19 protein-coding genes are annotated in these 24,111 nt (G+C 69.7%); 1 reads left to right on the plus strand and 18 read right to left on the minus strand.

All coding sequences use genetic code 11. The annotated features are described in order from the left end of the window. Positions 1-61 precede the first annotated feature (61 nt). Both rpsG and rpsL read right to left on the minus strand, forming a co-directional pair. Positions 62-532 carry a 30S ribosomal protein S7 gene (gene rpsG, locus A1QA_RS0102355; protein WP_006548368.1) on the minus strand — a complete coding sequence of 157 codons (471 nt, stop codon included), beginning with the start codon at positions 530-532 and terminating at the stop codon, positions 62-64. After that, a complete protein-coding gene (gene rpsL / locus A1QA_RS0102360; protein WP_017177329.1) occupies positions 532-906 on the minus strand; it encodes a 30S ribosomal protein S12 in 375 nt (124 codons plus the stop codon). Before rpsL ends, rpsG begins: the two co-directional genes overlap by 1 nt. Positions 907-1,140: 234 nt before the next feature. On the opposite strand from rpsL, the gene A1QA_RS15695 reads away from it, so the two are divergent. Beyond that, positions 1,141-1,332: a hypothetical protein gene (locus A1QA_RS15695; RefSeq protein WP_154652196.1), complete on the plus strand. Its 192-nt coding sequence runs from the start codon at positions 1,141-1,143 to the stop codon at positions 1,330-1,332. Here the strand turns inward: A1QA_RS15695 and A1QA_RS13115 are convergent. The 16 genes from A1QA_RS13115 to A1QA_RS0102445 form a co-directional block, all read right to left on the minus strand. Continuing rightward, positions 1,329-2,276 (minus strand): serine/threonine-protein kinase, encoded by a 948-nt coding sequence (locus A1QA_RS13115; protein ID WP_167320634.1) that lies wholly within the window; start codon positions 2,274-2,276, stop codon positions 1,329-1,331. The two genes, A1QA_RS15695 and A1QA_RS13115, sit on opposite strands and share 4 nt — an antisense overlap. 58 nt (positions 2,277-2,334) lie before the next feature. After that, positions 2,335-4,245: an FHA domain-containing protein gene (locus tag A1QA_RS0102375; protein WP_017177332.1), complete on the minus strand. Its 1,911-nt coding sequence runs from the start codon at positions 4,243-4,245 to the stop codon at positions 2,335-2,337. Beyond that, positions 4,242-5,126, minus strand: a complete 885-nt coding sequence (locus A1QA_RS13120; RefSeq protein WP_017177333.1) for a PP2C family protein-serine/threonine phosphatase — start codon at positions 5,124-5,126, stop codon at positions 4,242-4,244. Before A1QA_RS13120 ends, A1QA_RS0102375 begins: the two co-directional genes overlap by 4 nt. Position 5,127: 1 nt before the next feature. Continuing rightward, on the minus strand, positions 5,128-7,248 hold the full coding sequence (locus A1QA_RS16675; RefSeq protein ID WP_026048619.1) for an RDD family protein: 2,121 nt from the start codon (positions 7,246-7,248) through the stop codon (positions 5,128-5,130). A gap of 285 nt (positions 7,249-7,533) precedes the next feature. Further along, complete coding sequence (locus tag A1QA_RS0102390) at positions 7,534-8,499, minus strand: AAA family ATPase (RefSeq protein WP_017177334.1); 966 nt, start codon at positions 8,497-8,499, stop codon at positions 7,534-7,536. Between the two features lie 380 nt (positions 8,500-8,879). Continuing rightward, on the minus strand, positions 8,880-12,836 hold the full coding sequence (locus tag A1QA_RS0102395; RefSeq protein WP_017177335.1) for a DNA-directed RNA polymerase subunit beta': 3,957 nt from the start codon (positions 12,834-12,836) through the stop codon (positions 8,880-8,882). Positions 12,837-12,855: 19 nt separating this feature from the next. Next, positions 12,856-16,377, minus strand: a complete 3,522-nt coding sequence (rpoB, locus tag A1QA_RS0102400; RefSeq protein ID WP_017177336.1) for a DNA-directed RNA polymerase subunit beta — start codon at positions 16,375-16,377, stop codon at positions 12,856-12,858. A gap of 424 nt (positions 16,378-16,801) precedes the next feature. Further along, positions 16,802-17,203: a DUF192 domain-containing protein gene (locus A1QA_RS13125; protein WP_244266051.1), complete on the minus strand. Its 402-nt coding sequence runs from the start codon at positions 17,201-17,203 to the stop codon at positions 16,802-16,804. Positions 17,204-17,434: 231 nt separating this feature from the next. Further along, the gene (locus A1QA_RS0102410) at positions 17,435-17,950 is read right to left on the minus strand and encodes a hypothetical protein (RefSeq protein WP_017177338.1); all 516 of its coding nucleotides are present in this window, start codon (positions 17,948-17,950) and stop codon (positions 17,435-17,437) included. Beyond that, positions 17,947-18,642 carry a hypothetical protein gene (locus A1QA_RS0102415; RefSeq protein WP_017177339.1) on the minus strand — a complete coding sequence of 232 codons (696 nt, stop codon included), beginning with the start codon at positions 18,640-18,642 and terminating at the stop codon, positions 17,947-17,949. Before A1QA_RS0102415 ends, A1QA_RS0102410 begins: the two co-directional genes overlap by 4 nt. After that, positions 18,639-19,325: a hypothetical protein gene (locus A1QA_RS0102420; RefSeq protein ID WP_154652198.1), complete on the minus strand. Its 687-nt coding sequence runs from the start codon at positions 19,323-19,325 to the stop codon at positions 18,639-18,641. The genes A1QA_RS0102415 and A1QA_RS0102420 overlap by 4 nt, the downstream gene beginning before the upstream one ends. 24 nt (positions 19,326-19,349) lie before the next feature. Then, on the minus strand, positions 19,350-20,312 hold the full coding sequence (locus A1QA_RS13130; RefSeq protein ID WP_154652199.1) for a hypothetical protein: 963 nt from the start codon (positions 20,310-20,312) through the stop codon (positions 19,350-19,352). Positions 20,313-20,684: 372 nt separating this feature from the next. Continuing rightward, a complete protein-coding gene (locus A1QA_RS0102430; RefSeq protein ID WP_154652200.1) occupies positions 20,685-21,281 on the minus strand; it encodes a hypothetical protein in 597 nt (198 codons plus the stop codon). 94 nt (positions 21,282-21,375) lie between these two features. After that, positions 21,376-23,004: an OmpA family protein gene (locus tag A1QA_RS0102435; protein WP_082181101.1), complete on the minus strand. Its 1,629-nt coding sequence runs from the start codon at positions 23,002-23,004 to the stop codon at positions 21,376-21,378. A 145-nt stretch (positions 23,005-23,149) separates the two neighbouring features. Further along, a complete protein-coding gene (locus tag A1QA_RS0102440) occupies positions 23,150-23,368 on the minus strand; it encodes a hypothetical protein (RefSeq protein WP_017177343.1) in 219 nt (72 codons plus the stop codon). A 128-nt stretch (positions 23,369-23,496) separates the two neighbouring features. Further along, on the minus strand, positions 23,497-24,111 hold the full coding sequence (locus A1QA_RS0102445; protein ID WP_017177344.1) for a response regulator transcription factor: 615 nt from the start codon (positions 24,109-24,111) through the stop codon (positions 23,497-23,499).

Consider the following 24,111-nt stretch of genomic DNA (forward strand, 5'->3'; position numbering starts at 1 on the left):
GGGGCCCCAAGGGATGCCAGGCGGGCGGCTTCGGGAATCCCGCCCCGGCCGACGATGGGGCTTACCAGCGGTAGTGCGCGAAGGCCTTGTTGGACTCGGCCATGCGGTGCATGTCCTCGCGGCGCTTGACCGCGGCGCCGAGGCCGTTGGAGGCGTCGAGGATCTCGTTCATGAGGCGCTCGGTCATCGTGTTCTCGCGGCGCTGCCGGGAGAAGTCGACCAGCCAGCGCAGGGCCAGCGTGGTGGCGCGGTTGGGACGGACCTCGACCGGGACCTGGTAGGTCGCGCCGCCGACGCGGCGGGAGCGGACCTCGAGGGCCGGGCGGATGTTGTCCAGCGCGCGCTTGAGCACGGAGACCGGGTCCTGGTCCGTCTTGGCGCGGACGCCCTCGAGGGCGCCGTAGACGATGCGCTCCGCCGTCGACTTCTTGCCGTCGAGGAGGACGCGGTTGACGAGCTGGGTGACGACCGGGGAGCCGTAGACGGGGTCGACGACGAGCGGGCGCTTCGGGGCGGGGCCCTTACGAGGCATTACTTCTTCTCCTTCTTGGCGCCGTACTTGGAGCGTGCCTGCTGGCGGTTCTTGACACCCTGGGTGTCGAGAGCGCCGCGCACGATGTGGTAGCGGACACCGGGAAGGTCCTTCACACGACCACCGCGGACGAGCACGATCGAGTGCTCCTGGAGGTTGTGCCCCTCGCCGGGGATGTAGGCCGTGACCTCGATGCCGGAGGAGAGGCGCACACGCGCGACCTTCCGGAGGGCGGAGTTCGGCTTCTTAGGGGTCGTGGTGTACACGCGGGTGCACACGCCACGACGCTGCGGGCTGGCCTTCAGCGCCGGCGTCTTGGACGCGGAGCGCTTCGTCGAGCGGCCCTTGCGGACCAGCTGCTGAATCGTAGGCACTACGGATTCTCCATCTTGAGTGCATGCTGACAGTGCTGCTGCCCTCACCAGCCCCGCTCCCCTGGTCCGCGACGACGCGCACCGCGCTCATGGCGGGGCCGGCCCGCCCGGGGCATGGTCCTCGGACGCCCGGAGCCCTCCGGCCAGTGGACTGGAGGACCCGTCGGTTCCCGCTGCGGCAGACCCGCATGGCGGAGGGGCGCGCTCGCGCGCTGCTCGACCGCTGGGAACGGAATGGAGATCGGAGCCCGGATGCGGGCACCGGGGGCAACAGTACTCGGGCGGCGCCACCCGGGCCAGACCACGGGCGCCCGCTCGCGCATGATCCTCGCCACGCGCCGTCGTGCTCCTCGCGAGACCCTCCACTGGGCCACCCCAGCCGAGGCGCTCAACGCCTTCCTCACCGCCCAACCCACCACCGGCTAAACTCGCCCCCGACACCGGGTGTTGCACTCACCCCCGGAACCCGCCCCCTGATATCGACCGGTCTCGGCGAGGGGGCGGAGGGCGGAGGTGAAGGCCTCCATGCTCTCGGGGCGGTCGGCGGGGTTGAGGGCGAGGGCGCGGGAGAGGAGCGCCTCGAGGGCCTCGGGGACGTCGTCCCGGCCGATCGGCGGGCGCGGCTCGTGCATGACCCGGTTGAGCACGGAGAGCTGGTCCCCACCGGTCCATCGCCCTGCCGCGCCGGCGCGCCCCTCCCCCTCCGCCTCGTGTGGGGAGCGGCCGGCGAGCAGGGTGTGGAGCGTCGCCCCGAGCGCGTAGACATCGGCCGACGGCGCCACCGCCCCCTCGCCGAGCTGCTGCTCCGGGGGCGCCCACAACGGGGACGCCCCGCCCGCCGTGCCTCCCCCGGCGCTCGCGCCGAGCGGGGCCGCGATCCCGAGGTCGATGAGCACCGGCGCCCCCATGGCGTCGAGGAGGATATTCGCCGGCTTGATGTCGCGGTGCGCGTACCCCGCCCCGTGGATCGCCGCCACCGCGCCGGCCACGCCCAGCACGATCTCCAGGGCCCGCTCCACCGGCAGCGGCCCAGCCTCGAGGAGATCGACGACGGCGGGCGGCGGGCAGTGCTCCAGGGCGACCCAGTCCCGCCCATCGGCCGCCACGCCCGAGTCGAGAACGGTGGGCAGGCCCGGATGGCCGGACAGCTCGATGAGGAGCGCGATCTCGCGCCGAAAGGCGCGTGCCCGCCCCTCGGGAGCCCCCGGGCGCAGCGCTTTGACGGCGCACACAGGGGCATCGCCGGCATCCCTGCTGTCCCCGCCATCGCCGCTGGCCCCACCGGCCTCACTGCCCAGACTCCCCCCGGCCCAACGGCACAGGACGACGTCGGCGAAGCCGCCGCGACCAAGAGGTCGCAGGGGCTCCATGCCGGGGATGCTCGGGACGCCCGGCGGGGCGCCCCCGCGCGCCGCGCCCATCGCGGGCTCAGGCCTCGACGAGGACCGAGACGCCGTCGCCCAGGTCGATGACATCGCCCGCGCGCAGCAGCGCCCGCTGGTGCTGGGTGAGACGGCGCGGGGGCTCGGAGGGGCGCATGAGGATCGTGCCATTCGTCGAGCCCAGGTCCTCGACGCTCAGGTCCCAATCGTCCAGCCTCACCGCGCAGTGGGACTTGGAGATGGCCTTGGAGGGGCTGATGACCGCCATGAGGCGGGGCTGGGGCTCGCCCTCCGGGGCGTCCGACTTGGGCACGCGCCCGATGATGATGTCGCCGTCGATCGGCAGGGCGGTGCCGTCGGAGGCGTGCAGCGTGCCGAGCACGGGCCGGTTGACGTGCCCGGTGCGGCTGGTCAGCGCCCCGCCGCACACGCGGCAGTGCGGGGCGTGGATCGGGTTCGGGTGGCCCTCTGTGCAGAACGCGGCGAGGACCTTGACGGCGTTCGCCGGCTCCTCCTCGTCCGTGGTCGCGGGAGCGGAGGTTCCCGCGGCCGCGGCGGCGCTGGACGAGCCGCCCGCCTGGGGGCTGCCGGCAGTGGCCGGCGCTTCCTCGACTGACGGCGTGGCGGCGGGCATGTTGGTGAGGGTCTGCCCGTCATGCGACCAGGGCTCAGCGGCCTTGTCGCTCGCGGGCGCGCTGATCCCCACACCGGCGTCGGCAGCGCTGCCGCCCACCTGGGCGGGCATCGGCAGGACCGGCGTCGGCTCGGCGGTGGCGGCGATCTCGGCCTCCGCGTAGGCCTCGAGCCGCCTCGCGGCGCGGGTCAGCTCGGACAGGTCGTTGACCGCGGGGACGTCGTCGGCGCTGATGGGCTCGACGGCGACGATCGGCGCGGCGACGTCGGGCAGCGCCCGCGCATCACCAGTACCAGCACCGGTCTCACCGCCCGCAGCGCCATCGATGCCCGGGCGGCGCTCGGCCTGCCAGCGGCTGATGACCGCGTCCTCGGGCGCGCCCGTGGCGGACAGCACCGGGGACTTCACCGATGGCGCCGCCAGCAGGGAGGGCTGGTGGTCCGCGGCGATCGGGGAGGCGGTCGTCTCGTCGTCGACGGCGGAGTCAGCGCCGTCAGCGCCATCGGTGCCAACCGTGCCCGCGGCACCGTCCCTGATCGGGATGGGACCCGTGGGCGCTGCCTGCGAGGGGATGCCGACGATCGCGTCGATCTCCGCGAGATCAGCCGGGGAGGGCTCGTTCACGGCGGCTGCGGCCTGAGCCGCGGCACGGCGGCCGCTGCGGCTGCGGCCCTGGGGGGCCTCGGCGACGGCGGAGTCAGTGGTCGATTCGGCGGCCGGCTCAGCAGCGGCGGAGTCGGTGGCGGAGGTGTCAGTGGTACCAGCGGAACCCGCTGGTCCAGCCTCCTCGTCGTCGGAGGAAGGGGCCTCCGAACTGGACGACTTCCGGGAGCCCTCTGCCAGGGAGCCCAGGGCGACGGAGGAGGCGGCGACAACGCCGGAGGCCACCGGCAGCGGGGCTGTGTCCGTAGCGGCGGAGTCGGTGAGCTCGAGGCCGATGCCGCGCACGCCGCGCAGGCGGACCTCCTCCCAGGCGAGCACCTCGGGGGCGGAGATCGTGCGCATGCCCTCGTCGGTGTCGACGATGAGCTTAAGGCTGCCCCTCACGGCAGCGGTCAGCTCGCCGTCCTCCAGAACGGCGACGACGAACTCGGGCAGGTCGAAGACGCTCCCGCCGTGGGAGTCCATGAGCCCGTGGAGAAGATCGATGAGGGAAGCGCCATCGAGCATCGCGGACCAGAGCCGGGGGACGTCCTCGGTAGAGGCCTCCCCGCCGCGGGCGGAGGCGACGGCAGCCAGGCCGCGCTCGCAGATGGCGGTGCGGGTCAGTCCAGGGATGTGGAGGGCGGCAGCATGGCCAGGGATGCTCTGCGCGTGCCTCATGAGGGGTTCTCCTTGCTGCTGTGCTGCTCCCGCGCTCGGGGCAGCGTGTCGTGCTTCGTCGACGGGATCGTCGTACTGTCCACGTCCGGCGCGGTGTCCGTCATCGCGGGCGGAGCGTGGGTAACGTCGATGACAATAACTGTCGCATTGTCCCTGCCGCCAGCCCCCAGTGCAGCGTCAATGAGCGAATCCGCTGTTTCCTGGGGCCTCTGGCCTCGGTGAACGATGCTGCTGATCGAATCGTCATCAATCTCACCACTGACCCCATCAGTGCACACGATGAGCCGATCGCCAGCCCTGGCGGGGATGAGGAAATGGTCGGCGAGGGCCACAGGGCCGATGCCCGCCCCCAGCGCGCGGGTGATGACGTGGCGGCGGGGCGAGGCCAGTGCCTCACCCGCGGTCAGCTGGCCTGAGGACATGAGCTCCTGGACCTCCGAGTGGTCCACTGTGATCTGCTCAACGCCGTCGGGAGTCATCCGGTAGGTCCGCGAGTCCCCAATGTTGAGCACCCGCAGGCAGGCGCGCCCGTCGATGCTCGTGACGACGACGCCGCTGAGGGTGCAGCCCGGCAGCCCCATGAGGGGGTCGCGGTCGGCTCCCAGGGCGTCGACGTCGCGCGCGGCGCGGCCCAGGCATTCCATGAGGGCGTCACCGGAGATCTCGGGAGCGCCGAGATATGGGGAGAAGGCGGCCAGGGCGGTCCTCGAGGCCACGTCCCCGGCCTCATGGCCGCCCATCCCGTCGGCGACGAGGAAGACAGGATGGGCGGCGAGGTAGGAGTCCTCGTTGTGGGCGCGGGTCAGGCCGGTATCGGTGGCGGCGCCATGATCCAGGACGATCGCGCGAGCGCCCGCCCTCGATTCACCTCCTCGCGACATCTCAGGCTTCCAGTCGCGCGGTGCGCTCGCCCAGACGGATCGTGGAGCCGACGGGCACGGGGACCATCATGCCCGGCAGCACCTGGGTGGCCGCGCCGCTGGGCTCGACGACGACCGTCCCGTTGGTGGACTGGAGGTCCTGGATGACGAGCCGGCCGCCGTCGTAGGTGATGAGGGCGTGCGTCTTGGAGATGGAGAAGGCCGGGTCGTCCACGGGCACGGGCTGGGCCTGCGCCCAGGGGCCCGCGGCGACGGGCGCGCGGCCGATGAGGGAGGTCCCGCTGAGTTGGACCACCTGGCCGGTATCGAGGGCCAGGCGCAGGGACGGCGCGCCGATCCCTGCCCGCTGCGCGGAGGAGCGGTCGAAGACGACGGTTGCCGCGGCGCCCGCCACCTGCGCCTCGTAGGCTCCAGCGCCCGGGGCCTGGGGGGCGGGAGCCTCAACCTGTGGAGGCTGGGGGGCCTGAGGGACCTGCGGCGCTTGGAACGGCGCGGCCGGAGTGGGCTCGGGGCCCGGGACGGGCAGGCCCGGCTGGGCCTGCCCGGCGGGCGAGGCGTAGGGGGCGATTGGCTGCTGCTGGAAGCCGGGCTGCTCGTAGCCGGGCTGCTGGTAGGGCTGCGTCGGCTCGGCGAGTCCGGGGGCCTGGTATGGCTGGGCGGGCGCCTGCGGGGCCTGCTGGCCGGTCTGGTAGGCCTGCGCGAGCTGGTCCGCCTGGGCGTACCCCGGCTGGACCGGCGCCTGGCTGAAGCCCTGCTGAACCGGCTCAGCCGGCTGAGCCGCGCCCGGCTGGTGGGGCTGCTGGTACGGCTGGGAGAAGGGCTGGCCCTGTTGGAACGGCTGGGCGTCCTGCTGCTGGTAGCCGGGCTGCTGGAAGGCCTGCGCCTGATCCCACCCGCCACTCTGCCAGCCGCCCGATGCCGGGATGCCCTCCGGGCCGGTCTGGGGCGCCTGCGGCTGGGAGGACTGCAGCGCGGAGACCCAGCCGGTTCCCTCGGCCGCGGGGGCACCGGGAGCCGGCGCCTGGGGCTCGGGCGAGGGCCACTGGCCCGATGTCCCAGCGCCGGAGGGAACCGCTGGGGCCGACGGCGCCTGCGGGGCGGAGGGGACCTGGGGCTCCGGTGCCGCGTGAGCGCCCCGAGAGCGACGGGGCGCCTGATCGTCGGCCTGGTTCGGACTGCCCTGGAAGGCGGCGCGAGCCGCGTCCCGATCGATGTAGGTGGTCTGCGCCTGGAGCGAGGCGAGCATCTCCGCCGCGTCCGGGGCCTGGGCGAGCGAGGGGGCGGTCTCAGGAGCGGGCGCGGCGGCGTCGGGCCCGGGAGCAGGGGCGACGGGGGCGCCCTGCCAGTCGGTCTGGTCCGCCTGCTGCCACTCGGCGGGGGCAGTGCCCTGAGGGCCCTGGGCGTCCAGGGAGTACTGGTCCTGCCCCGGCTGCTGCCATGGGGCCTGGCCAGCCGGGGCGCCGAAGCCGGATGACTCAGCGCGCAGGGCCTCGTCGGGACGGAGCTGCCAGTCGCCGGTCGAGGACTGCGCCTCCGAGGCGCCGCCCATCGGGTCGCCGCCCATCATGGCCAGGGGCGATCCAGCGTCGTTGTAGGCGGGGGCAACGGCGATGGGCTCCTCGCCCCAGGGCAAGGAGGAGTTCTTGGCGTCGACGGCGTAGATGTCGGTCACCCGGTCGAACCAGAAGCGGTCGAACTCGTCGCGGGTGCAGCAGTAGACGATGATCGCGCCGATGCCAATGGTGAAGATGCCGATGAGCGACTGGATGATCTTCTTGATCAGGCCCTGCCAGCCGGGGTAGTCGGGGTAGGACCAGCGGGCCCAGGTCACGCCCGCGATGCGCATACCGGGTGTCGCGCCTTTCCTCATCAAGGCGATGATCCAATACTTGATCGCCACCCACAGGACGATGATCGCGCCGACGAGTCCACCGATGATGGCACCGGCGGTATCGCCGACCGCTTTGCCTCCACAGACGGTGGCTCCGATGACGAGGCCGAGCAGTCCCCCGAGGACGCCGTCGAGCAGCAAGGCGATGAATCGCGCTGAGAGCCGCGCCGGCGGAGCGCTTGCGAGGTGCGGCGGGAGCAGCCCGGGATCGCTGGTGCTGGGGAGAGTCATAGTCACGTCCATCCTGATCGGCGTCGCCCAGTCAGTGGGTGGGGCGCAGATTGCAGAGTCACCGCGCCTCGCGGGCACGGAATCGGATGCGGCACGCCAGCGTCATCATGGATGGATGACACGAGTCTTCACCGATCCGTGATCTGAGCGTAGCGAGGACTGGCCGCTCGCGCTTCCCCCATGAAGGGATGAACTGGATCGAGGACGTGGGATATCTCGCCCTCCGGGACGGGCCCGGACCGTGCGGAGGGCGGCCAGCAACGCCCGGGACGCCGGCTCGGGGCCTCACATACGGGCGGTCGGCGCCGGGACCTTCCCCACGGCGGCCGTGATGACCTGCGTGGCCGTGGCCCCGGCGAACTCGGCGTCGGGGTCCATGACGAGCCGGTGCGCCCACACGACCTCCGCGAGTGCCTTGACGTCGTCGGGCAGGACGTAGGCGCGGCCCTGCGAGGCGGCCCACACGCGGATCGCCCGGGTCATGGCGATGGCGCCACGCGTGGACACGCCCAGGCGGGTGGACGGATCCTCCCGGGTGGCCTCGATGAGCGCACCAATGTAGTCCAGGACGGCGGACTCCACGTGGTTCTCCGAGGCGAGGTCGGACATGGAGGCGACGGCGGAGGAGGAGATGACCGCGGAGATCGCCTGGGACCGGTCGGGGCGGGCCGAGCCGGCCAGCACCTGGGTGAGGGCGGTGCGGTCCGGGTAGCCCACGGAGGTCTTCATGAGGAAGCGGTCGAGCTGCGCCTCGGGGAGCCGGTAGGTGCCGGCCTGCTCGACCGGGTTCTGGGTGGCTATGACCATGAAGGGGCGGCCCGCGTCATGGCGCTCCCCATCGACCGTCACATGCGACTCCTCCATGACCTCCAGGAGGGCGGACTGGGTCTTCGGCGAGGCGCGGTTGATCTCATCGGCCAGGACGATCGAGGAGAAGACAGGCCCGGGGTGGAACTCCCAGGAACCGGTCTTCTGGTCGTAGACGGTCACGCCCGTAATGTCGCTGGGCAGGAGGTCGGGGGTGAACTGGATGCGCGAGTGCGTGCCCTGGACGGTGGCCGCGATGGCGCGGGCCAAGGCCGTCTTGCCGGTCCCCGGGGCGTCCTCCAGGAGGAGGTGGCCCTCGGCGAGCATCGTGGTCAGGGCGAGGCGGATGACATCCTCCTTGCCCAGGAGGGCCTGGCCGACGTTGTCGACCATCTTGCCGAAGGTGTCGGCGAACCAGGTCGCGTTCTCCTGGGTGATGGGCATGGCTGGGTTCCTGTTCGGGTCACGGCGGAGAGGAGGCTAGGGACGGGAGCGCTCCACCGGAGAGCTCAGGGCCCACTCCCGAGGCGCCCCGCGCGCCAGGTCCGCTCGTTCAGGGATACGCGGACCGGCCTGTCACGGGATGCCTCCGTTCGTCAAGGATTCTCGCATACTCGCCCGCTCTGGCCGGGGCAGGCACCGCCCTGCCAGGCCTCAAATTGGACTCAATGATGAATGCCCAGGTGAAACCCTGTCACAACTGATGGCCGTGGGCCGGTCCCTGCTGGGGACCGGCCCACGGCCATCATTCGCGCTCCCGGGCGCGCTGGGCTCGCGGAGTGCTCAGCGAGCCCGCCGCGGCCCGGGGGCGGATGAGAACTGAGTCAGAACTCCACGTCCTGGCTGTTGAAGCCCGTGCGGAAGTCGTCGGAGAAGTCCGCGCGGAAGTCGCCGCCGAAGGAGAAGTCGTCGAGCGCGACGCTCTCCCCCACGCCGAACATGTCCTCGGAGAAGCCGGTGCGGGAGAAGACCTCCGCCTTCGTCTCCTCGGTGGGCTCCACCTCGATGTCCGAGTAGCGGGCCAGGCCCGTGCCGGCGGGGATGAGCTTGCCCAGGATGACGTTCTCCTTCAGGCCCACCAGCGGGTCGGACTTGCCGTTCATGGCGGCCTCGGTGAGCACGCGCGTGGTCTCCTGGAAGGAGGCGGCGCTCAGCCAGGAGTCCGTGGCCAGCGAGGCCTTGGTGATGCCCATGAGCTCGGTGCGCCCGGAGGCGGTCTTGCCGCCCTCGGCCACCACACGGCGGTTCTCCGAGCGGTAGGTCATGACGTCCACGAGGTCGCCCTGCAGGAGCGTGGTGTCGCCCGGGTCGAGCACGGTCACGCGGCGCAGCATCTGGCGCACGATGACCTCGATGTGCTTGGAGTGGATGTCCACGCCCTGGGAGCGGTAGACCTCCTGGACCTCGTCCACGAGGTGGCGCTGGGTGGCGCCGACGCTGCGCAGGCGCAGGATCTTCTTGGGGTCCACCGGGCCCTCGGTGAGGGCCTGGCCGGGCTCGAGGTGCTGGCCGTCGACCACCAGGAGGCGGCGGCGCGAGGAGACGGGGACTACGAGGTCCTCCTCGCCGTCGTCGCGCTTGATGACCAGGCGCTTGCCGTCGGCGTCCTGCTCGATGGCCAGCGTGCCCGCGGCCTCGGCCACGACGGCCTCGCCCTTGGGCGTGCGGGCCTCGAAGAGCTCCTGCACGCGGGGAAGACCCTGCGTGATGTCCGCGGCGCCGGCCGCGCCACCGGTGTGGAAGGTGCGCATCGTCAGCTGCGTGCCGGGCTCGCCGATGGACTGGGCGGCGATGATGCCGACGGCCTCGCCGATGTCGACGCGCTTGCCGGTGGCCAGCGAGCGGCCGTAGCAGGCGGCGCAGGTGCCGACGGCGGAGTCGCAGGTGAGCACGGAGCGCACCGTGATCTCCTCGATGCCGGCCTCGATCGCGGCGTTCGCCTCGGCGGTGCCGATGTCGGCGCCAGCGGGGATGACGACGTTGCCCTCGGCGTCGACGACGTCACGGGCGGCGGTGGTGCCGATGACCGTGGTGTCGAGGATCTCCGAGACGTCCTTGAAGCGCTCGCCGTCGGCGTCCTTCCAGGTGAAGAGGCGCTTGGTGAGGCCCTTGCGGGTGCCGCAGTCGTCCTCGCGCACGATGACGTCCTGCGAGACGTCCACGAGGCGGCGGGTGAGGTAGCCGGAGTCGGCGGTCCGCAGGGCGGTGTCCGCCAGGCCCTTGCGGGCGCCGTGCGTGGCGATGAAGTACTCCAGGACGCTCAGGCCCTCGCGGTAGTTCGACTTGATGGGGCGGTCGATGAGGCGCTGCTTCGGGTCCGCCACCAGGCCGCGCATGCCGGCGAGCTGGCGGATCTGGTCCCAGTTGCCTCGCGCACCGGAGACGACCATCTGGTAGACGGTGTTGCGGTGCGGGAAGTTCTCGCGCATCGCCTCGGCGACCTCGGCCGTGGCCTTGGTCCAGATGTCGATGAGCGAGGAGTAGCGGTCCTCCTCGGTCAGCGCGCCGAGGTCGAACTGCTCCTCGATCTGGGCGGCCTCAGCCTCGTGGCGGGCCAGGATCTCCGCCTTGGCCTCCGGGGAGACGACGTCGGCGAAGGCGACCGTGATGCCGGACCAGGTGGACCAGTAGAAGCCGTTCGACTTGAGCTTGTCGAGGGAGGCGGCCACGTCCACGCGCGGGAAGGACTCGGCGAGCGTGTTGACGATGTTGCCCAGGGCCTTCTTGTCCACCGTGTAGTTGACGTAGGGGAAGGCCTCGGGCAGCGCCGTGTTGAACACGGCCCGGCCCAGCGACGTGCGCAGGGTGATCGGGTCGCCCTCGCTCCAGCCCTCGGGGGCCTGCCAGCCCTCGGGCGCGGCGATCCCCTCGGTGAAGCGGATGTCGCAAGTGGCGTTGACGTCGAGCTTGCCGAAGTCGTGGGCCATGAGGGCCTCCGCGAAGGAGGAGAAGGCCGGGACGATCTCCTCGCCGTCGGCGCCCTTGGCGACCTCGACGGCCGGGTCGGGCTCCTGGGTGAGGTAGTAGGTGCCGATGATCATGTCCTGGCTGGGCATGGTCACGGGGCGGCCGTCGGAGGGCTTGAGGATGTTGTTGCTCGAGAGCATGAGGATGCGGGCCTCAGCGGAGGCCTCGGTGCCCAGCGGCAGGTGGACCGCCATCTGGTCGCCGTCGAAGTCCGCGTTGAAGGCGCCGCACACGAGCGGGTGCAGCTGGATCGCCTTGCCCTCGATGAGCTGGGGCTCGAAGGCCTGGATGCCCAGGCGGTGGAGGGTGGGGGCGCGGTTGAGCAGCACGGGGTGCTCGCGGATGACCTCGGCCAGGACGTCCCAGACCTTCGGGTTGGCGCGCTCGACCATCCGCTTGGCGGCCTTGACGTTCTGGGCCTCCTTGAGCTCGACGAGCCGCTTCATGACGAAGGGCTTGAACAGCTCCAGGGCCATCTGGCTGGGCAGGCCGCACTGGTGCAGCTTGAGCTGGGGGCCGACGACGATGACGCTACGGCCCGAGTAGTCCACGCGCTTGCCCAGGAGGTTCTGGCGGAAGCGGCCCTGCTTGCCCTTGAGCATGTCGGACAGGGACTTCAGCGGGCGGTTGCCGACGCCGGAGACGGGGCGGCCGCGGCGGCCGTTGTCGAAGAGGGCGTCGACGGCGTCCTGGAGCATGCGCTTCTCGTTGTTGACGATGATCGTCGGGGCGCCCAGGTCGATGAGCCGCTTGAGGCGGTTGTTGCGGTTGATGACGCGGCGGTAGAGGTCGTTGAGGTCGGACGTGGCGAAGCGGCCGCCGTCGAGCTGCACCATGGGGCGCAGATCCGGCGGGATGACCGGGATGTTGTCCAGGACCATCGACTCCGGCTTGGTGCCGGTCATGCGGAAGGCGTTGATGACCTTGAGGCGCTTGATGGCGCGGGTCTTGCGCTGCCCGGAACCGGAGGCGACCACCTCGGCCAGGGCCTCGGCCTCGGCCTCCAGGTCGAAGCCGCGCAGGCGGTCCTGGATGGCCTGGGCGCCCATGGCGCCCTTGAAGTAGATGCCGTAGTCCGCCTGCATGTCGCGGTAGAGGACCTCGTCGCCCTCGAGGTCGCCGACCTTGAGGCCCACGAAGCGGTCCCAGACCTTGTCCATGTGCTCCAGCGTGCGCTGGTTCTTGCGGCGCATGGCGCCCATCTCGCGCTCGGCGGTCTTGCGGAGCTTGTCGCGCTGGGAGGCCTCGGCGCCCTCCGCCTCGGCGGCGGCCAGGTCCTCCTCGAGGCGGCGCTGGCGGGCCTCGACGTCGGCCTCGCCGGCCTGCTCGACGTGCTTCTTCTTCACCTCGAACTCGGAGCGCAGCGAGGGGAGGTCGTCGTGACGGCCCTCCTCATCAACCTCGGTGACCATGTAGGCCGCGAAGTAGATGACCTTCTCCAGGTCCTTGGGTGCGAGGTTGAGCAGGTACCCCAGGCGCGAGGGGACGCCCTTGAAGTACCAGATGTGGGTGACGGGCGCGGCCAGCTTGATGTGGGCCATCCGCTCGCGGCGCACCTTGGAGCGGGTGACCTCCACGCCGCAGCGCTCGCAGATGATGCCCTTGTAGCGCACGCGCTTGTACTTGCCGCAGGCGCACTCCCAGTCCCGGGTGGGGCCGAAGATCTGCTCGCCGAACAGACCGTCCTTCTCCGGCTTGAGCGTGCGGTAGTTGATGGTCTCGGGCTTCTTGACCTCACCGTGCGACCAGGACTTGATGTCCTCCGCGGTGGCCAGTCCGAGCTGGATGCGATCGAAGACGTTGGCGTCGAGCACAGTTCCTACTTCCGATGGGTCAGATCTCGTCGATGGTGGAGGCCGTGGCCCCGCCCGGGCGGCGGCCCAGGTCGAAGCCGAGCTCCTCGGAGGCGCGGCGGCCGTCGTCGTCGGTGTCGTCCAGGCCGATGACATTGCCCTCGGCGTCCAGTGCCTCGACGTTCAGGCACAGGGACTGCATCTCCTTCATGAGCACCTTGAAGGACTCGGGGATGCCGGGCTCGGGGATGTCCTCGCCCTTGACGATGGCCTCGTAGACCTTGACACGGCCCACGACGTCGTCGGACTTGACGGTGAGCAGCTCCTGGAGGGCGTGGGCGGCGCCGTAGGCCTCCATGGCCCACACCTCCATCTCGCCGAAGCGCTGGCCACCGAACTGGGCCTTACCGCCCAGCGGCTGCTGCGTGATCATCGAGTACGGACCCGTGGAGCGGGCGTGGATCTTGTCATCCACGAGGTGGTGGAGCTTGAGGATGTACATGTAGCCGACCGAGACCGGGTACGGGAAGGGCTCGCCGGAGCGGCCGTCGAAGAGCCGGGCCTTGCCGTTGGGGGCCACGAGCTGCTTGCCGTCGGCGCCCGGGATCGTGGAGTCCAGCAGGCCCATGAGCTCGTCGTCGCGGACGCCGTCGAACACCGGGGTGGCCACGAGCGTGCGCGGCTCGGCGGTCACGCCGTTGTCCGGCAGGCGCAGTGCCCACTCCTGGCCCGCCTCGCGGGCGGCCGTGGCGTCCCATCCGCGGGAGGCCACCCAGCCCAGGTGGAGCTCGAGGACCTGGCCGATGTTCATGCGGCTCGGCACGCCCAGCGGGTTGAGGATGACGTCGACGGGGGTGCCGTCGGCGAGGAAGGGCATGTCCTCCACCGGGAGGATCTTGGAGATGACGCCCTTGTTGCCGTGGCGGCCCGAGAGCTTGTCGCCCACGGTGATCTTGCGGCGCTGGGCGATGTAGACGCGCACCATGCGGTTGACGCCCGCGGGGAGCTCGGCGTCCTCGCTGGCGGCGTCGAACTCGCGCACGCCGGTGACGATGCCGTACTCGCCGTGGGGGACGCGCAGGGAGGTGTCGCGCACCTCGCGGGCCTTCTCGCCGAAGATGGCGCGAAGGAGGCGCTCCTCGCTGGTCAGCTCGGTCTCACCCTTGGGAGTCACCTTGCCGACGAGGATGTCGCCGCTGCGGACCTCGGCGCCGATGCGGATGATGCCACGCTCGTCGAGGTTGGCGAGGGTCTCCTCGGAGACGTTGGGAATGTCCCGGGTGATCTCCTCGGCGCCCAGCTTGGTGTCGCGGGCGTCGACCTCGTGCTCCTCGATGTGGATGGAGGTGAGGATGTCCTCGGAGACGACCCTCTGGGACAGGATGATGGCGTCCTCGAAGTTGAGGCCCTCCCAGGTCATGAAGGCGACCAGGAGGTTCTGGCCCAGGGCGAGGTCGCCCTCGGCGGTGGCAGGGCCGTCGGCCAGGACGGTGCCCTCCTCCACGCGCTCGCCCTCGGAGGCAACAACGCGCTGGTTGTAGCAGTTGCCCTGGTTGGAGCGCAGGAACTTCGCGACCTTGTAGACCGTCTCGGAGCCGTCGTCGTTGGCCACGCGCACGAAGTCCGCGCAGACCTCGGTGACGACGCCGGCCTTGGAGGCCACGAGGACGTCGCCGGCGTCGACGGCGGTGCGCCGCTCCATGCCCGTGCCCACGAGCGGGGCGTCGGGGCGGATGAGCGGCACGGCCTGGCGCTGCATGTTGGCGCCCATGAGGGCGCGGTTGGCGTCGTCGTGCTCCAGGAAGGGGATGAGCGAGGTGCCCACGGAGACCATCTGGCGCGCGGAGATGTCCATGAGGTCCACCTGGTCCGCGGGGACCAGGGCGGGCTCGCCGCCGGTGACGCGGCACAGGACGTGGTCCTCGGCGAAGTGGTTGTCCGCGGTGAGCTCGACGTTGGCCTGCGCGATGATGTGGCGGTCCTCGTCGTCGGCCGTGAGGTAGTGGGTCTCGTCGGTGACGAGGCCGTCCTTGACCACGCGGTACGGGGTCTCGATGAAGCCGAAGGGGTTGATGCGGGCGAAGGTGGCCAGCGAGCCGATGAGGCCGATGTTCGGACCCTCGGGGGACTCGATGGGGCACATGCGCCCGTAGTGCGAGGTGTGGACGTCGCGGACCTCCATGGAGGCGCGCTCGCGCGACAGGCCCCCGGGGCCGAGGGCGGACAGGCGGCGCTTGTGCGTCATGCCGGCCAGGGGGTTGTTCTGGTCCATGAACTGGCTCAGCTGCGAGGTGCCGAAGAACTCCTTGATCGCGGCCGTCACGGGCCGGATGTTGATAAGGGTGTTCGGCGTGATGGCCTCGACGTCCTGGGTGGTCATGCGCTCGCGCACCTGGCGCTCCATGCGGCTCATGCCGGTGCGCACCTGCGCCTGGATGAGCTCGCCGACGGCGCGGATGCGGCGGTTGCCGAGGTGGTCGATGTCGTCGTACTCGACCGGCATGTCTACGATCTCACCCGCGCGCAGGCCCTCGATCGTCTCGGCGCCGGCGTGCAGGGCGAGCAGGTACTTGATCGCGGCGGTGATGTCCTCGATGCGCAGCACCGAGTCGGTCAGGTCCGCGTCCAGGCCCAGCTTCTTGTTGATCTTGTAGCGGCCGACCTTGGCCAGGTCGTAGCGCTTGGGGTTGAAGTAGAAGTTCTCGATGAGGGTGCGACCGGCCTCGACGCTCGGCGGCTCGCCCGGGCGGATCTTCTTGTAGATGTCGAGGAGGGCCTCGTCCTGGGTGGTGATCTTGCGGTCCTCGTCCAGGGCGACGGTCAGCGCCGGGTAGTCGGCGAACTCCTTGCGGATCTCGGCCTCGTCCATGCCCAGGGCGAGCAGGAAGACGGTGATGTCCTGCTTGCGCTTGCGGTCGATGCGCACGGCGACGCGGTCCGACTTGTCGATCTCGAACTCGAGCCAGGCGCCGCGCGAGGGGATGAACTTGACGTTGTAGACGTGCTTGTCCGTGGTCTTCTCGGTGGCGCGCTCGAAGTAGACCCCCGGGGAGCGCACGAGCTGGGAGACGACGACGCGCTCGGAGCCGTTGACGATGAAGGTGCCCTTGTCCGTCATGAGGGGGAAGTCGCCCATGAAGACGGTCTGGGACTTGATCTCACCGGTGGAGAAGTTCTCGAAGTCGGCCACCACGTACAGGGGGGCGGAGTAGGTGAGGTCCTTCTCCTGGCACTCCTCCGCCGTGTACTTGGGCTCCTCGAAGCGGTGGTCGTGGAACGACAGCGCCATGGTCTCGCCGAAGTCCTCGATCGGGGAGATCTCGTCGAAGATCTCCTCCAGGCCGGAGGTCTCGGGCAGCGAGCCCGGGCGCTCGGCGTTGGCGGCGTTGACGCGGGCGCGCCACTTCTCGTTGCCGACGAGCCAGTCGAAGGACTCGGTCTGCAGGGCGAGGAGGTTCGGAGCCTGCATGGGCTCGGGGATCTTCGCGAAGTTGATGCGCCGTGACGCGGTGCGCGCGGCGATGTCAGCGGCAGTGGGTGCAGAGGTGCGCGAGGCAGCCAAGTGGGGATCCTTCCCTCAGTCCGGGGATCACTCTCGCGTCCGACGGCATGGCTGACACCGGTTTTCCCCCAGGATGACGCGGATCGTGGCAGGGCCTCACCGCGCCGTCCGAGAGGGCCATCGACGACAGCACGCATACTGGACGCAAAGCGCTAGCGTACACGGCAGGTTTTGTACCTTCCACATCGGGAGAAGCCTTGATCTTGCGATTCCCGCCACAGTCGCGCATACTGCCCCGCCGCGAGGGTCGCTTCTCCGCGCGCTGGCGGGGATCGGGGTGTGTGGGGTGGGTACAGTGATGTGTGTTGGGCGGCCCGCGGCGGCGGGTGGGTGCGCGTGGCGCCGAGCCCAGCCAGCGATGGGGCCCGCGGCAAGCACGACCGCAGTGGCCGCCTCAGCAGCGAGGAATCAACTCATCCGCGCATCATGCCCGCAGGGCCGCCTGGGGCACAGGAGGAGTTGGGGCATAGGAGTGCTCGGCGCCCGGTAGAGCGTCCGGGAGAAGACTGCTGCCGGTCGTGGTCTCCGTCGTGGTGATGATGGAGCCCCGCCATATGCCGAGTGCCTCGGCCTGCCCCTCCTCCATCTCGATCACGGCCGCGGCCGAAACCCGTGGAGCGCCCATGCGCCCGGGCCGGTGGGTGGCCATGGAGACAACCTGCCCCGTCCTGGAGACGTAGACGGCCTCGAGCGCGTACCTCATGCCGAAGCAGTGGATCCAGTTGCAGCGGGTGATCCAGAGAGCTCCAGCGATGCCGTCGGTGCCGAGGAGCCCCTTGTCGCGCTCGGCGCGAGTGCGGGCCGTCCAGACGGGGAGTGAGGTCACACGACCGTCCACGATCAGGAGCGGCAATACGGAGGGATCATCAGAGGACCACACAGGGGACGTCGTCGTCATGGATCTGACCCTAGATCCGAGCCGACACTCCGACGAGGGGCGAGCACCCCAAGCAACGCCCTATCGCAGTCCTCACAATGCGCAGCAGGACGCCCATCGCCCGCAGACGATCATCTCGCGCCACAACCAGTAGGAGAGGGCGAGACTCCACCCCACCGCCTACGTGAGCTCGATCCAGCGGCCGAGGGTATGGAGCTGGTCGCTCGTGATGCCCTCGCCGGAGAAGTCCACCAGGGCGATCCTGCCGCCGTTGCTGACCGCCCAGATCGCGCCCTTGCTCGCGTGGGGCCAAGTGATGCTGTAGTCCTGGCGGACGAGGGTCGTCGAGCCGTCGGAGACCGCCCGCCTGGTGCCCACGGGCAGGAAGCCGCGCGTGGTGGCGCGGGCCGCGTGCATGGCGAGATCCACGGCGTCGGCGGGGCTGGAGGCGGACACCTTCGCCGCGGTCAGGAGGATCCCGGAGGGGTCTTTCGGGGAGACCCATCTGCTCCCCCACAGTCCCGAGGAGAGGGAGGAACGGTCCCAGCCCGAGGGGACGATGGCGCGCAGATCGCCGTCCTCCACACTGTCCCAGTCCGATCCCGCCGCTGAGCCCCCGGCGCAGGCGGCGAGGGTGAGGCCCACAGCAGTCGCGGCACTCGCGCTCATCCCGGCGCGCCTGGTGATCGTCGTCATCGGGTCCTCCTGGTCATGGCGAGGGTGTCCTCGATCCCGTTACGCAGCCCGTCGTCGAGGACGCTGCCGAGGAGCGTGACCACACCTGCCGCGCTGGACGAGGCGATGATCCATGTCCACCCGTAGAAGGCGCCCTCGGAGCCCCACACGAAGGCGACTCGCTCCACGACGGATTGCGACTCCAGCTGCCAGCGCACCCGGGTGATCTCCGCGTAGCCCTCGATGAGTCCGGAGTTGGCGAGGTCGGTTGTCTGGCGGAGGCCGGCCGCGGTGGTGCTCGCATCGGCGGCTGAGATCATGACTCGGTGCCAGCCGGCCTGATCGGACGATGGGACGTCATAGGACATGGTGTAGAGGCCCCAGTCCGGGTGGGGCGAGGGGCCGACGGCCGTGGCCGGCAGGCTGAACGTGATCCCCGAGGCGTTGATCTGCTGCCAGTTCGAGGGGGCCTCGTTCGGCCCTGGGCTGGGCGAGTAGGGCTGGACGACGTCGTCCATGGCGGTCTTGCCGTCATTGGGGGCCGTGGTGGGGCCCCCGCACATGGAGAGTGCTCCGAGGCCGATCACCCCGACTCCGGCGGCGCCGGCACCGGTGAGGATGAGGTTCCGGCGCCGGCGCGCCTGCTCTTCCTGGCGGGCGAGGTTCTGCCAGCGCTCTTCTGGGGGCGGTGGAGCCGCGATCGGTTCCGTCATGCCGCGCTCACCTCCATCGATGCGGTGATGGTGGAGGCCAGTTGAGAGGTCGTCTGCCGCGCGCCGTCGTAGAGCGCGTGCACGGCGTAGCTGGCGCCGCCCGGCCCGTCCGCAAAGATCCCTGAGGCGGTGATAGGGGCGGAGGCCGCGGTGTCGTCCTGCGCCCATGGGGGGATCGCGGGGGCGCTCCAAGCCAGCGTGGAGACCGCCGTGCCGTTCGTCAGGGTCGTGGTCCCGGGGGTGGCGGTGATCCCCTGGCCTGCGAGGGCCGCCTGCTCGGCGGCGAGGATGCTGGCGGCCGACTTGGCGCCCGCGGGGTAGTACTCAACGACGACGCTCAGGGCTTGGCTCTCGGTGGAGTAGGTGACCTGCCACATGCCGTCGTCGTAGGTGACTGGCGCGCAGGTGTAGGCCTCCGCCGGGATGGATAGGAGTAGGCCAGGGGCCGCGGTAAGCGTCATGAGCCCGGATTGGGCGGCAGTGCTCTGGGCTCCGGCGGATGGCGATGCGGCGGGGGCTGTCGTCGCTGGCGCTGTGGCTTGCGCGGTGGCTGCGGTGGACGGCTCCGGGGTGGGGGTGCCCTGCTCGTCCTGTGTGGCGAGCGGCTCGGGCAGGACGGGGAGGATGAGGCTCAGGACTCCTCGGCGGGTGGTGGTGGCCATGGTGCTGGGAATGCTCCTCATTGTTTCAGGGACGGGGGTTTGGGGTCACAGCGCCTGCTGGGCCAGCTGCCCGTGGTCGGCGCTGAGGGTGGAGGCGGTCCAGCCCTTCGCGAGCGCCGCTACTCCTCCGTGGTCGGTGATCGCTGAGCCTTGGAGGATGGTGAGGGTGGAGGAGGCCTTCTTGTCGAGGAGGTCGGCGAAACCGCCGCTCTGGGTGGCGGGACCGGCGAGCGCCGTCAGGGGGATGGTCAGCGCGCCTGAGGCGAGCGCGATGGTGCGTGCCCAGGTGATGGCGGTGTCGTGGTCGCCGCTGCCCAGTTGGGTGACGTTGAGGGTGGTGGTGATGAGGGAGGTGACGGGGGTCTGGGCCGCGATGCTGGACAGGGCCCCGTCGGCTGGCCCCTCGACGGCGTGGGTGAAGGTGATGCTGTCGAGGTCGGCGCCCCGGTCGTAGGCCAGGGTGAGGCGCCCCAGGCAGATGCGTTGGTCCGCAGCGGTGGGCGGAATTGTGGTGAATGCCGTCCATGGGTCGGTGTGGTCGGCGGGGGGCGGGGGGACGAGGGCGGTGTAGCTGAGCGTGTGGGAGACGGCGGCTGTGCCGTCGGGTTGCGCGTCGGTGGTGGAGCGCCGGTAGCCGACGGCGTCGCTGTGCCGGAGCAGTGCTGGAGCGGCCTGCTGGTCAGCGCCTGGGGAGGCGCTTGGGTCCGCTGACGCGCCAGCGGTGGGGGTGGGAGTGGCGCTTGGCGCGGGGGTCGGGGTGGCTGTTGGGGATGCTCCCCCGATCTCAGGAGCACCGCCTGACGCAGGAGCGGTGCTCGCCGGTGTCGCCAAAGTGATCGTGGAGCCGGAGGCGTTGACGAGGCCTTCGAGGAGGGGGCTGGGCGGGCGGTGGGCGGTGCGGAGGCGGCCAGCGCCGAGGTTGTTCCCCTGCGAGCCGGTCGCGGGCGACTTTGCCAGGCAAGCTGTGTCCGAGGGGGTGCAGGCGTCTTGGGCCTGGGTGCGGAGCATGGCGGCCAAGACATCGGCGAGCGGGTCCGTGGGGTCGGCGGCGCCTGCTGCGGCGGAGTAGCCAGCAGTGAGTTTCTGAATCGCTGAGGCGGTGCCTGCCGCAGCTCCTGAGTTCGATGGCGCGGGGGTTGGCGCGAGTGGGCTGAGACTCGCGGAGCGCGACTGTCGACGTGCCACCCGCCAGCCGAGCGTCGCGTCCTGTGGCATGGGGGCTCCTCATCCTCGGCAACGGGTCCTGGGGTCGTCAGCAGCGCGAAGCGCCGTGACTCGATCGTAACCCGCAGCGCGTGGCGGATGTCCAGCGCTATCACCGGGGATGGGGAGGAGGGCCCATGCGCGATCCCGTGGTGGGATGATGCTGGGTGCGCGCCGTCAGGCGACGAGGCGTGTGGAGATCTTCACGTGGTTCTCGAAGCCCTTCGGGGGGCTGTAGGACGGGGCAGGGCTGGGTGAGGGCGTGGCCTTCTTCCCTGGCGCATTGCCCGCATCGGGCTCGGGGGCTTTGGTCTGGCATTTGCCTTTGACCACGAGGCCGACCTTGCCGTGGTCGAGGCAGACCCCTTTGTCGAGGACGATCTCGGCGGTGGACGTGGAGGTCATCTTCTTGTCCGTGCCCTCGACGGAGGAGTTGGAGCGCACGGAGACAGTGACCTGCCGATGGGCGGCGTCGACGGACATGGAGGTGACGGTGGCATCGTTGAGCTCGGCGTAGTGCTCGGCCGCAGCGCGCAGGCCCGAGTCGGCGTAGGAGTCGAGGGTCTTGCCGGTGCCTCTCCAGAGCTCCTCGTCGTTCTTGGCGTCGGCGGCATCGTCATGCATGCCCTCGATGCTCTTGGCCCACGCCCGCGCGGCGCCGAGCGCCGCCGCGTCAGATGCGGTGGAGGCGGTACGGGCCTGGGCGAAGAGGGAGCCAAAGCCCACCATGAGGCCAAAGGCGACCGCCACGAGGAGCATGACGGCGACGCTCACGTACGGGAGGATGCTTCCACGCTCCCCCTCACGCAGCCGGAGTCTCATCGCCCGGCGCAGGTTCAAACGAGATCGTTGTCCCATGGCTTTCACCTCATTCGTCGACGACGGGGATGTCGGTAAGGCGCCAGGGAAGATCAACAACCGTCCCACTTGCGACGCCAGCTGCAGGGGCGCGATCAAGGATCACGGAATCTTGTCCCATATCAGGCCAGATCACACATATTCCAGTATTACCGCTCAGACTGCCTTCCACGCGGAGTTCGGCGAGTGTCGAGTGCCGCTCGGCACCGAGAGGAACGTAGTCGCAGGGCGAGTAGCGGCGGTCCCCGGCGATCAGATCAAGACCATTAGCTCCTTTGGGGAGGAATGCGCCGGCAGAATCCTCCGAGCGACTATCCTCGAAGAGCCCCGCAGAACTGTCGCTCAGCCAGTCCGTAAGAGCCGGGCCGTCCGCGCCAGGAACCCCCGAGACCTGGGCGACCCCGAAAAGATACTTGCCCCGTCTTGCCACCTTCTCCAAAGAGATAGTAACACTGCTCTGACCATCGATGGAATTCACAGTCACCCCGTCAGGCCCCTTGCCCACAGGGCCCTTCGCCTCAGGGACCGAGCCGCCAGACCTGGCGGCGGAAGGCGACGCTGAAGCCGACGACGCGGCCTCCGTGCCCCCATCGGGCGTGAGCGTCACAACTACTCGACGATTAATGGCGCGAGCAGCCTCATCATCACCTTCAACGGCGGGCTCAGTCTCACCCTTGCCCTCCTCGCTCACCGTCCAGGAGGAAAGATCGGCCAGTTCGCCCAGGCGCTTGTGAACGGCGGCGGCCCTCTGCTCGGAAAGGGTCTGGTTGAAGGCCTCGTCCGCAACATCGTCAGTATGCCCGACGATGCTCATGTCCCCACCGCCGGAGTAGGAGGCGATTTGGTCGGCCACGATCTGCAGCTGCGCATCGGCTTGAGCGGTGAGATCGTACTTGCCGAACTCGAATGTCACGTCACTGGAAAGAATCGTGGTCACCGTGGCGGTAGTGGTACGACTCTGAGTCGAGGTGTCAAGAGACCTAGTGAATACCTCGACGTTCAACGGAGCCCGGGGATCTCCTGCCGAATCCTGCCCTCCACCCTTCTCGGCGACTTCAATCCCCTCGAAAAGAGACGCGAGATCCAGGCCCAGAGCCGACTCCGCCTCCGCCTTCTCGACCACGTTCACAACCGGAAATCCGATCATTGGGAGAGACACTGTCACCTGGGCTGCATCGACAGCGCCAAAGACGACCCCCCGAACGAGCTCGTTGCCGGGCTGAAGACCTCTGAGCTCTTCGTCGATAGAAGCCTCATTAATGGGATCCCAAAGGCGCAGTCCGCCAGCATCGATGACACGTACGAGCGACAGCGGTTGATTGGGCTCGAAACGACTCCAGACCTCGGAGATGTCGAAGGCTCCGGTGTTACCATCGTCTGCCGACCTTGTGATCTTCAATGGAAGCATCGTCGTCGAATCGTCCATGCGCACCAATGGAGCCACGCCCACAGTGACGGAATGCCCCATCATGCTGCCCGAGAAGGACTGCCAATCAGATGATCCAGCGCCCATCGAGCCAGTTGGACCAGGGGTTTGATCACCACCAGAGGAAGTGTCATCGGAACAAGCAGCCAGCCACAGCGCGCTCCCAGCCGCCAGCACCGGGTATCCGATGACCGCGCGTCGACTCACACTCATGAAACCATCCTCCTGAAGACGCCGACGACAACCTACGATGCCAACCTAGCACCGATACGCGCCCAGCACCAGTGATTTCACTCTCGGAACACCGAATGGGCGCGGGGAGTAACACCCCGCGCCCATTCAGGCAAGACTCAGCGAGTCAGTGCAGACCCTTGATCGCCTTCGAAATCTTGCTGGTGATCGCCTTGCCGATGCTGCTGTCGCCCTTCACGGCGGCGACGACAGCGGCGATGATCGCGGCGACCACGAGAGCGACGCCAGCGTACTCGACCATCGTCTGTCCCTTTTCGCTGTAGCGGAAGTTGGTCCAGGCGGTCTGAATGCGGACCTGAAGGCGGAGCAGGGTGTTGTTGTTCATGATGACCTCCGTAGAAGTGGATCGATGGTGGGAACCAGCCAGGTCCCCGTGACATGAAGAAAGTTACGCGGTCGTCCGCCCCACCGCCCAGGGGCAGCCGCCCCCTCCTGCGCCCCCTCCCGCGCCCCTCAGCGCCCCTGCCTCGCCTTGAGCCAAGCAGCCACCGCCTCGGCGCGGGTGTGGACGCCGATCTTCGGGTACGCGGCGTTGAGGTAGTTCTTCACAGTGCGCTCAGACAGGTACAGGCGAGCGGAGATCTCCTTGTTGGAGCAGCCGTCGGCGGCCAGCTCGAGCATCTCCGCCTCCCGATCCGTCACGAGGGAGCGCAAGGGGTTCGCTTCCCCGGTTCCAGTAGGATTGAGGACGATCTCGGCCGCCTCGCGTCCCAGGACGAGACCACCCCGCGCGCAGGTCTCGATCGCGCCCGCGACCTCATTGACACCGAGCTGCCCATGCACGAGGTACCCGCGCGCTCCCGCGGCCAGCGACCGGCGAATGAGCTCCGGCTCCGTCATCGATGTCAGCATGATGACACTCATGCGCTCAGCCAGCTCAGGAAGGACGTCCAGTCCAGAGCGCCCCGGCATCCTCACGTCGAGAAGGCAAATGTCAGGCTGGGCACCGGCGGCAACCTCGAGCGCGGCGAACGCGTCCGCGGCTTCGACAACCTCCGTCACGGCCTCCACTCGATCCAGGACCGCGCGCAATCCAGCGCGAACGATGGCATTATCGTCAACAACCAT

Origin of the sequence: Actinomyces timonensis DSM 23838 (genome assembly GCF_000295095.1) — a bacterium.
Lineage (GTDB): Bacteria > Actinomycetota > Actinomycetes > Actinomycetales > Actinomycetaceae > Actinomyces > Actinomyces timonensis.